Source organism: Nitrosospira sp. Nl5, assembly GCF_900102495.1.
Classification (GTDB): Bacteria; Pseudomonadota; Gammaproteobacteria; order Burkholderiales; family Nitrosomonadaceae; genus Nitrosospira.
Genome location: NZ_FMVQ01000008.1, coordinates 145,483 through 152,315, shown reverse-complemented (window position 1 = coordinate 152,315; position 6,833 = coordinate 145,483). Strand labels below are relative to the sequence as shown.

5 protein-coding genes are annotated in these 6,833 nt (G+C 50.0%); 3 read left to right on the top strand and 2 right to left on the bottom strand.

Annotated features, from left to right (window positions below; translation table 11 throughout):
• Positions 1 to 730 precede the first annotated feature (730 nt).
• A complete protein-coding gene (locus tag BLP45_RS09560) occupies positions 731 to 1,507 on the top strand; it encodes an N-acyl amino acid synthase FeeM domain-containing protein (RefSeq protein WP_218117976.1) in 777 nt (258 codons plus the stop codon).
• Positions 1,508 to 2,240: 733 nt separating this feature from the next.
• Positions 2,241 to 3,056, top strand: coding sequence for a flocculation-associated PEP-CTERM protein PepA (gene pepA / locus BLP45_RS09555; protein ID WP_090372037.1), 816 nt, complete (start codon positions 2,241 to 2,243; stop codon positions 3,054 to 3,056).
• Positions 3,057 to 3,228: 172 nt separating this feature from the next.
• Here pepA and BLP45_RS09550 read toward each other — a convergent pair whose 3' ends face one another.
• Both BLP45_RS09550 and BLP45_RS09545 read right to left on the bottom strand, forming a co-directional pair.
• Positions 3,229 to 4,041, bottom strand: a complete 813-nt coding sequence (locus BLP45_RS09550; RefSeq protein ID WP_090372036.1) for a 2-oxo acid dehydrogenase subunit E2 — start codon at positions 4,039 to 4,041, stop codon at positions 3,229 to 3,231.
• Between the two features lie 47 nt (positions 4,042 to 4,088).
• On the bottom strand, positions 4,089 to 5,321 hold the full coding sequence (locus tag BLP45_RS09545; protein WP_090372035.1) for a glycosyltransferase: 1,233 nt from the start codon (positions 5,319 to 5,321) through the stop codon (positions 4,089 to 4,091).
• A 296-nt stretch (positions 5,322 to 5,617) separates the two neighbouring features.
• Between BLP45_RS09545 and BLP45_RS09540 the strand changes: the two genes are divergently transcribed.
• Entirely contained in the window at positions 5,618 to 6,829 is a 1,212-nt protein-coding gene (locus tag BLP45_RS09540) for an ABC transporter permease (RefSeq protein WP_256327768.1), read from the top strand.
• The last annotated feature ends 4 nt before the right edge of the window (positions 6,830 to 6,833 follow it).

Here is a 6,833-nt window from a genome sequence, read left to right as displayed (position 1 = left end):
GGCGGAAGCCGTCTCCATGGCCCCGAAAGTAGGCCAAATCCGCTATCATTTTATTCTCGGCCTGGTTAAAGCCGGTGAGAAGGAGAAAGCGCGCAAGGAACTTGAGCAGTTGCTCGCTACCGATAAGCACTTCTCTTCCGTCAATGAAGCAAAAATATTGCTCAAACAGTTGTAAGAAATGTACGTAACATGCCTGCGCGCTACAGTAGGATCCTAATCAAATATCATGGTTCCGTAAACTATCAGCCTGATCATCAAGCAGCACACGAGTGCAATCGTTGCACTACACCCATCCCTAATCCTTTCGCTTAACCGATAACGACCTTCCACCGCAAACGCTCGGAAAACTGTCGCTTCCTGGCGACATTAAAATCTTCATAAAAACAATTAGTTAGCTTATTGAGATAAATAGCTGACTGGGTTTGGCGACACCAAAACATTTAACTATATTGTTAACAACATGATTACAAATAGTTAAATATTCTGGCATGAATTGTGCTTATGCTAATGCAAGGCAAGTTACCCTACTATATTTTGCAAAGATATTTTTTAGTAAAGCGAACGAACCTTAAGTAGTACATGCTTTAAAGTAAAGTGCTCTCAATTTGCAAGTCCTACATAAGACGTTTACACAGTTTATCAACGGAAAGATCGCATCGCAGGAATTGCTTGAGCTCCTGTCAATCCGATGTTTTTTGAATTAATCGAATAGATCCCTGGACATTACGTCATGCAATTACAAAACGATAAAGGCCTTCACGCCAATAGAGCCCGTTCTCCCTCGTCTGTCAGAACAAGCGGACACTGTAGTGCGCTGCGTGTACTGCCAACGTCGAATGCACCCTTAATCGAGGAGTTCCGGGATGAAATCCCCGACCACAAAAAATGCGTTTTGAAGCGTGGTGACTATAGTATTCGTCTGGCCGATTCTCTTGGACTTCGCAACGGAGCAAGCGCGCTCATTGAGCGCATGTATTCCTGGCGCGGTTATCATGTCGAGAATACTGAGGTTTGTTCACCTAACCCTAACCGGCTCACGCTCGTGGCATCTAGTGGGCAGAAGCTGGTCGGCACGGTCACATTAGGGCTCGATTCGGATGATGGTCTACTTGCCGATGAACTTTACGGGGAGGAAATCGACACCTTCCGGTCGAAGGGTAGAAAAGTCTGCGAGCTGTCGAAATTTGCTTTAGATCCACAGCACAGCTCAAAGGAGATACTTGCGGCGCTCTTTCACCTTGCTTACATCTACGCACATAACGTCTACAAAGCGACTGATTTATTCGGCGAAGTCAATCCCCGCCACGCCGCATCTCACAAGCGTATGTTTGGTTTCCGCCAAATCAGCGACATACGTACCTGTCCGCGTGTTGGCGCACCAGCCGTGCTGCTGCACTTAGAACTGGGTTATGTCGGTAAGAAAATTGCTTTTTTAGCTGGCTCTCGTAACCACAATGAACGATCCCTTTACCCCTACTGTTTCTCTAAGCATGAGGAAAATAATTAGTTGGGGAAATTCTAAACAGAAACTGGCGTAACGCGGATTTGTGTCAGTCCCATCTCCCCTTCATGATTGAGCGGTAATACAGAATACAAAGAACAGCCACAGGAATGTAAATTTTTCCGACACCGTGTAATAGACATCGCATCTCACACCAAGCGTCTGGTGGTTGTTTAACGTTGATGCTTGGTAGCTAGAGCAACGTCCGACTTTGTTAGCAGTAGGGATACTACTGCAGAAGTGAATACCCCTCAGCTCAGACACGCACACGCAGAATCACTCTTCTGGATCAGCCTCGCCATTTCCCACCACTTATTCTCCGCTACCCCCGCAATCGACCAACGACTCCTCCATTCGATAAAGAAAATATAATCAAGGACTTATTTAGGAACACAAAAAAGAAGACTGATCAAGTTCAAAGGCGTGGCTATAGGAACCTTCTACCCGCATCCCAAAGAAACCAGGTTCCGCTTCAATCATTGCCGTGATGCCCTCTACATTTCAATACTTAAATGTTAAGACTCAACCGCTTTAACTTCCTAAGACCCTGCTTATTTGTCGAGATTTTTTACATCTCGTAATTTGTTATTCCAGGCACATGTGCCACTGTCACTTGCACCTTATTGATTTAATTGGTAATGTTGAACAATAATGGATTGATATAAGGTCTGGCACAATGATTGCTTCATAAAAAAGTGTAATTACCACGACTTTGTTTAAATTACGCCTCGGAGAAACCATGAAAAAAAAGCTTATTAATTTAGTAATAGCCACAGCATTAACTGGGGGAGTGACCATTGGACATGCCGCCAGTTACAATACATTCAGTCCGGATGGGGTGCTGCAGAATTTCTCAGGCATCGACTGGCATTCAAATGGCGGTGGCTGGATTCAGGACTTTAATCTCACTGGCGCGAACACCACTGGCGACACCGACGTTTTCACCTTAACCTATCAGGCCTTCGCGGGCGTCATCAGCACGACCTCACCGGTAAATGAACTGTACGTGGCATCCCCCGGTTCCGCAAGTGGAAGCTATGAAGCCACGATATTCTCGACCATTACGCAAACCGCGACTTGCGTAAATGACGGTTGTTCCTCCATCGACATCACATTGAACTCGGGAACTTGGGATGTTTTTCACGATGATAGTCCTGACGCGAATCAGGCAGCCGGTACCGGCTTCCTCGACGGAGTGAACATATTGAGCGGTACGTGGAATACCGGAGATAGCAGCTTCTCCGCGACGACCGGTGTAGGAGGCGGTTTCCTGACCGGCACCGTCACCGATACCAATAATACCTTTGTAAACCCCGACCTGCTCGGGACCACGTTGCAAGCATCGTTGATTTTTCCAGGCCAGTCCTCGCCGACCTATACCCGGCCGGCGGCTTTTAATGGTGCTGCCACGGGCGCCGACAGCGCGACAGCCTTCGTGATACAGACAGATACGTCGCAAGACTTTACCCAGCAAGTCCCGGAGCCCAGCATGATGGCCCTAGTCGGCATTGGTCTGCTTGGCTTTGGCCTTGCAAGCCGTCGCCGCCGTACCTGATCTGACAAGCAAAACAAGCAATCAAAAAGGCCACCCGGTAGGGTGGCCTTTTTGTCATGCCACAGCACTTCGCAGTGCATAATCTACCGTTTACTGTTCCGCTTCGATACCATTATCTGGGATTCTGTCCGCACAATACTGCAGTTCTTCCATTCGAACGGCAAGCACCGCATTAGCTTTCAACCATACTGACGGGCAAGGCCATATCGCGCTCAGCGTGCTCGATATGCTCGCACACCGCGCGAAAGAAGCGCGCCGCAGGAGCGCCCCCCATCAAGCGGCGGTCGAAGCTCATGGTAAGCACCATGGTTGGACGTATCAGTATCGCTCCATTCACGGCGATGACACGGTCTTTCACCAAGCCGAAAGAATACCCTATAGGCCAGGGCCAATTTGCCACCATCATATCGACGCCATATTTTGCGGGTGACGAAATCATGACAGCCCCCCCCCGATGCTGAATCCATTGATCAGGGAACCAGCGCGGAATTGAGATCAACCAACGCGCCAGGGAAGGAGGAACCGTTTCGACCATACGCTTGAGCAGACGCCAGCGCTCATTGGTTTCCTCCGTCGACTGTGCCAGGCTTTGCAATTCTCTAGTGATAGCAGTCAGATCTAATTTGTCTGTATCGCGGATCGTACCGGCAAATACAGCTTGCTCAATACCCGGGCGGTCACGCTCCACCGCGATAGTCATATGCACATCATGTAATTGAAGGATACGTTTCCAGAACAACCTTTCCACAGCCATCCGGTTTGCATACGGATGCTCTCTTAGGGCTATTGAGATTGCTTTTGCTACAATTGCGGTATATGAAGGCTTGATACCGGCCTGCTGGTTAATGGCGGCGCGTAGTGCTTGCGCGGAAGTCATATCCAGCTCGGATAGCATAGCGACTTTGTTGTCCCCACGATTTTCTACATTGAGGCTACCCAGCACCTCAAAATATCGATTCCTTTCAAGTGTCGTGTATTGACTCATCTTAATCCCCTATAGATGGACGGAATGTTATTAAATGTCCATTGTATCTACTTACTAACCTTAGTAACCTTAGCCAGAATTTCCGCCACAAACTCACGCAGGCGCTGGCCGGCGTCGGACTTCGACAGGATTAGGCTAACTTTGCTGGCTGCCTGCGCATACGCTGGGTTATTCAGCATGGCGGTTACAGAATCCAGCAAATTGGCAGCAGACAAGCTGGCGGCACGCAGCATGATACCGGCACCCAAACGCTGGACACTATTCATACTTAGCAGTTGATCCATATTGGAACATAGACCGATAATCGGCACTCCGCTTGCAAGTGCCTGGTAAGTCGTCAAGCTGCCACCATTGCTGATCACAATTTGCGAGCACCGGATTGCCATATCCACGGGTAAGTAATCGGTAATGTACGCATTGGGTGGCGCATCGGCAAGCGTGATTCTTCCCGCCGTGGCAACGATAACGGTGATCGCGAGATGCGACAGTACGGAAAGCGCCATCGGCAGAAGTTCGGCCTCGCCCGAGCTGCCCAGTGTCAGGAATACCAGCGGCTTGTCTTTGGGAAAGCAGTTCCACCATTCAGGAAGTGGCACCTCGGCGGACCAGAGAACTGGTCCCAGATAGCGATGATGGGTTGGTAGATTACGGGTCGGCACCACTTCCGGAATATCCGCATACAGCGTGTAATCAGCCCAGGTATATGTACTTCTAAGATCGCGGCCTAAAGATGGCAGTCCGAAGTGCTGACGTAGCTGATTCATCGGTTTGGCATGCAAAGCGAATGCCATGGGCCTGACGATATCGAACAGCTTTTGCGCCAGGCGAACACCAAGTATACGAGTCATTTGCAAATCGGGTATCGGATAGCTGACATCCGAATAAGGACTCCAGTAAGCGTTAACCACTGCAGCATAAGGTATGCCTCGCAACGGCACGCTTACAGCCAGTGATAGTCTGAAGTCGCCGATGACCAGATCGGGCTTGATACTGTCAAGCAGCGCGAGATCATCTTCGACATAGCGGGTAAGAGTTTCAATACTGTATAGTGGCTTACCTTGGGAAAGGGCTGCCGCAAATTCGGCAGAGGGAATCGATCGGATGGAACGAAAGGCGCAATCCAATGGCGCTTCGAGGTGCAGATAGCGTGGATCCGATGCAATGATTACTTCATACACCGCTGGGTCGAGCGCCTTGGCCAGTGTCACAATCCGACCGAAATGCGCAAGCGTGACCGCTTCAGCAATCAGCAGAATAATCGGCTTATTTCGGGTTTTCACTATTGTCGTTCACAGTAAACTCGTACCATAACATGCCGATTATTTTGTATCATGAATCTACGGGTGGGGGGTGGCAGGGATTTTCTCCGGAAATCGCATGACAACTATAACTCAACTGTTACTGGCCGTCGCGCAGAAGCCGCCGAAAGTCAAGATAGGAGCTCCTTGCTCTCTGCTTCTTTCAGCTTGTACGGACCTGAAACCTCACGGCCTTATCACGAACCCTGTGCCGACAATTAATGAAGTATTAATGGACCGTTCTATCAAAATTCTATCCTGTCGCTTATCGGATTGACGTGGCTAACCTGCTTATCGCTGCACGGAATCTAGCACGAAATCCGCGTCGGACGCTGGCGGCCCTGCTTACAATTGCGGCCGGCGCCATTTGCCTAATACTCGCCGACGGTTTTATCCAGTGGATTTTCTGGGCCATGCGCGAAGGTACCATTCAGTCTCAGCTCGGCCACATTCAAGTTGTACGGCCCGGATACCTTAGCGCGGGGGTTGCCGATCCTTACGCTTATCTATTGCCGGAGAATTCATCGGAGCGTAGAGAGATTGAATCCATGCCTGGCATAAACGTGGTGGCGCCGCGGCTGGCTGTGACCGGTCTTATCAGTCACGGCGAAACAACGGTTGCCTTTGTGGCGGACGGCGTTGATCCCCTAAAGGAAGAGATATTGAGCAAGGCCCTGCGCATTGTAGAGGGCCAAAACCTGGCTGACGCAGCTGCAAAGGAGGTCGTGCTTGGACGAGGACTGGCACGTAGTCTCGACATTGGACCCGGTGAAACCGTGGTGCTGTTGGTAAACACCGCTGGTGGAGGCATCAATGCGGTTGAAGCAAAGGTCGCCGGACTATTTGTCAGCGTAAACCAGGCGTACGACGATTCCGCCTTGCGTATGCCACTAGGGTTGGCACAATCACTGCTGCGCGTTAACAGTGCCCATGTCTGGCTGGCCTTGCTCAACGAGACGGAGCAGACCGACAACTATCTCTTACAATTACGTGCCCGCTTCAATAAACTGGAGTTTGTGCCCTGGTACGAACAAGCGGATTTCTACAATAAGACTGTTGTGCTGTTCTCTCAGCAAATGGAAGTACTAAGGCTGATTATCGGCTGCATCATCGTGCTCAGCATTTCTAATATGCTGGTGATGAATGTGCTTGAGCGAACTGGCGAGATCGGCACACTCCTGGCTATCGGTTTCAAGCGAAAGAAAATCCTGCACATGTTTGCCATCGAGGGGTTTCTGCTGGGGCTGGCCGGCGCATCGCTGGGACTAGCGATCGGTTATGGGCTGGCTGAACTAATATCCGCGATTGGCATTCCTATGCCGCCGCCCCCAGGCATGGAAGAAGGCTATACCGGCGAAATCCGGCTGACATCGCATGTGATGATAAATTCATTTTTGATCCCTCTGGTCACGGCTGCACTGGCAGGCTTATATCCAGCATGGAAAGCATCGCGTCTGCATATCATTAACGCACTTCGCCATAATATTTGAAAGC

Excerpts from the sequence above, each read along its gene's own strand:
- BLP45_RS09560 (WP_218117976.1), top strand. The coding sequence starts at position 731 with ATGCAATTACAAAACGATAAAGGCCTTCACGCCAATAGAGCCCGTTCT.
- pepA (WP_090372037.1), top strand. The coding sequence starts at position 2,241 with ATGAAAAAAAAGCTTATTAATTTAGTAATAGCCACAGCATTAACTGGG.
- BLP45_RS09550 (WP_090372036.1), bottom strand. The coding sequence starts at position 4,041 with ATGAGTCAATACACGACACTTGAAAGGAATCGATATTTTGAGGTGCTG.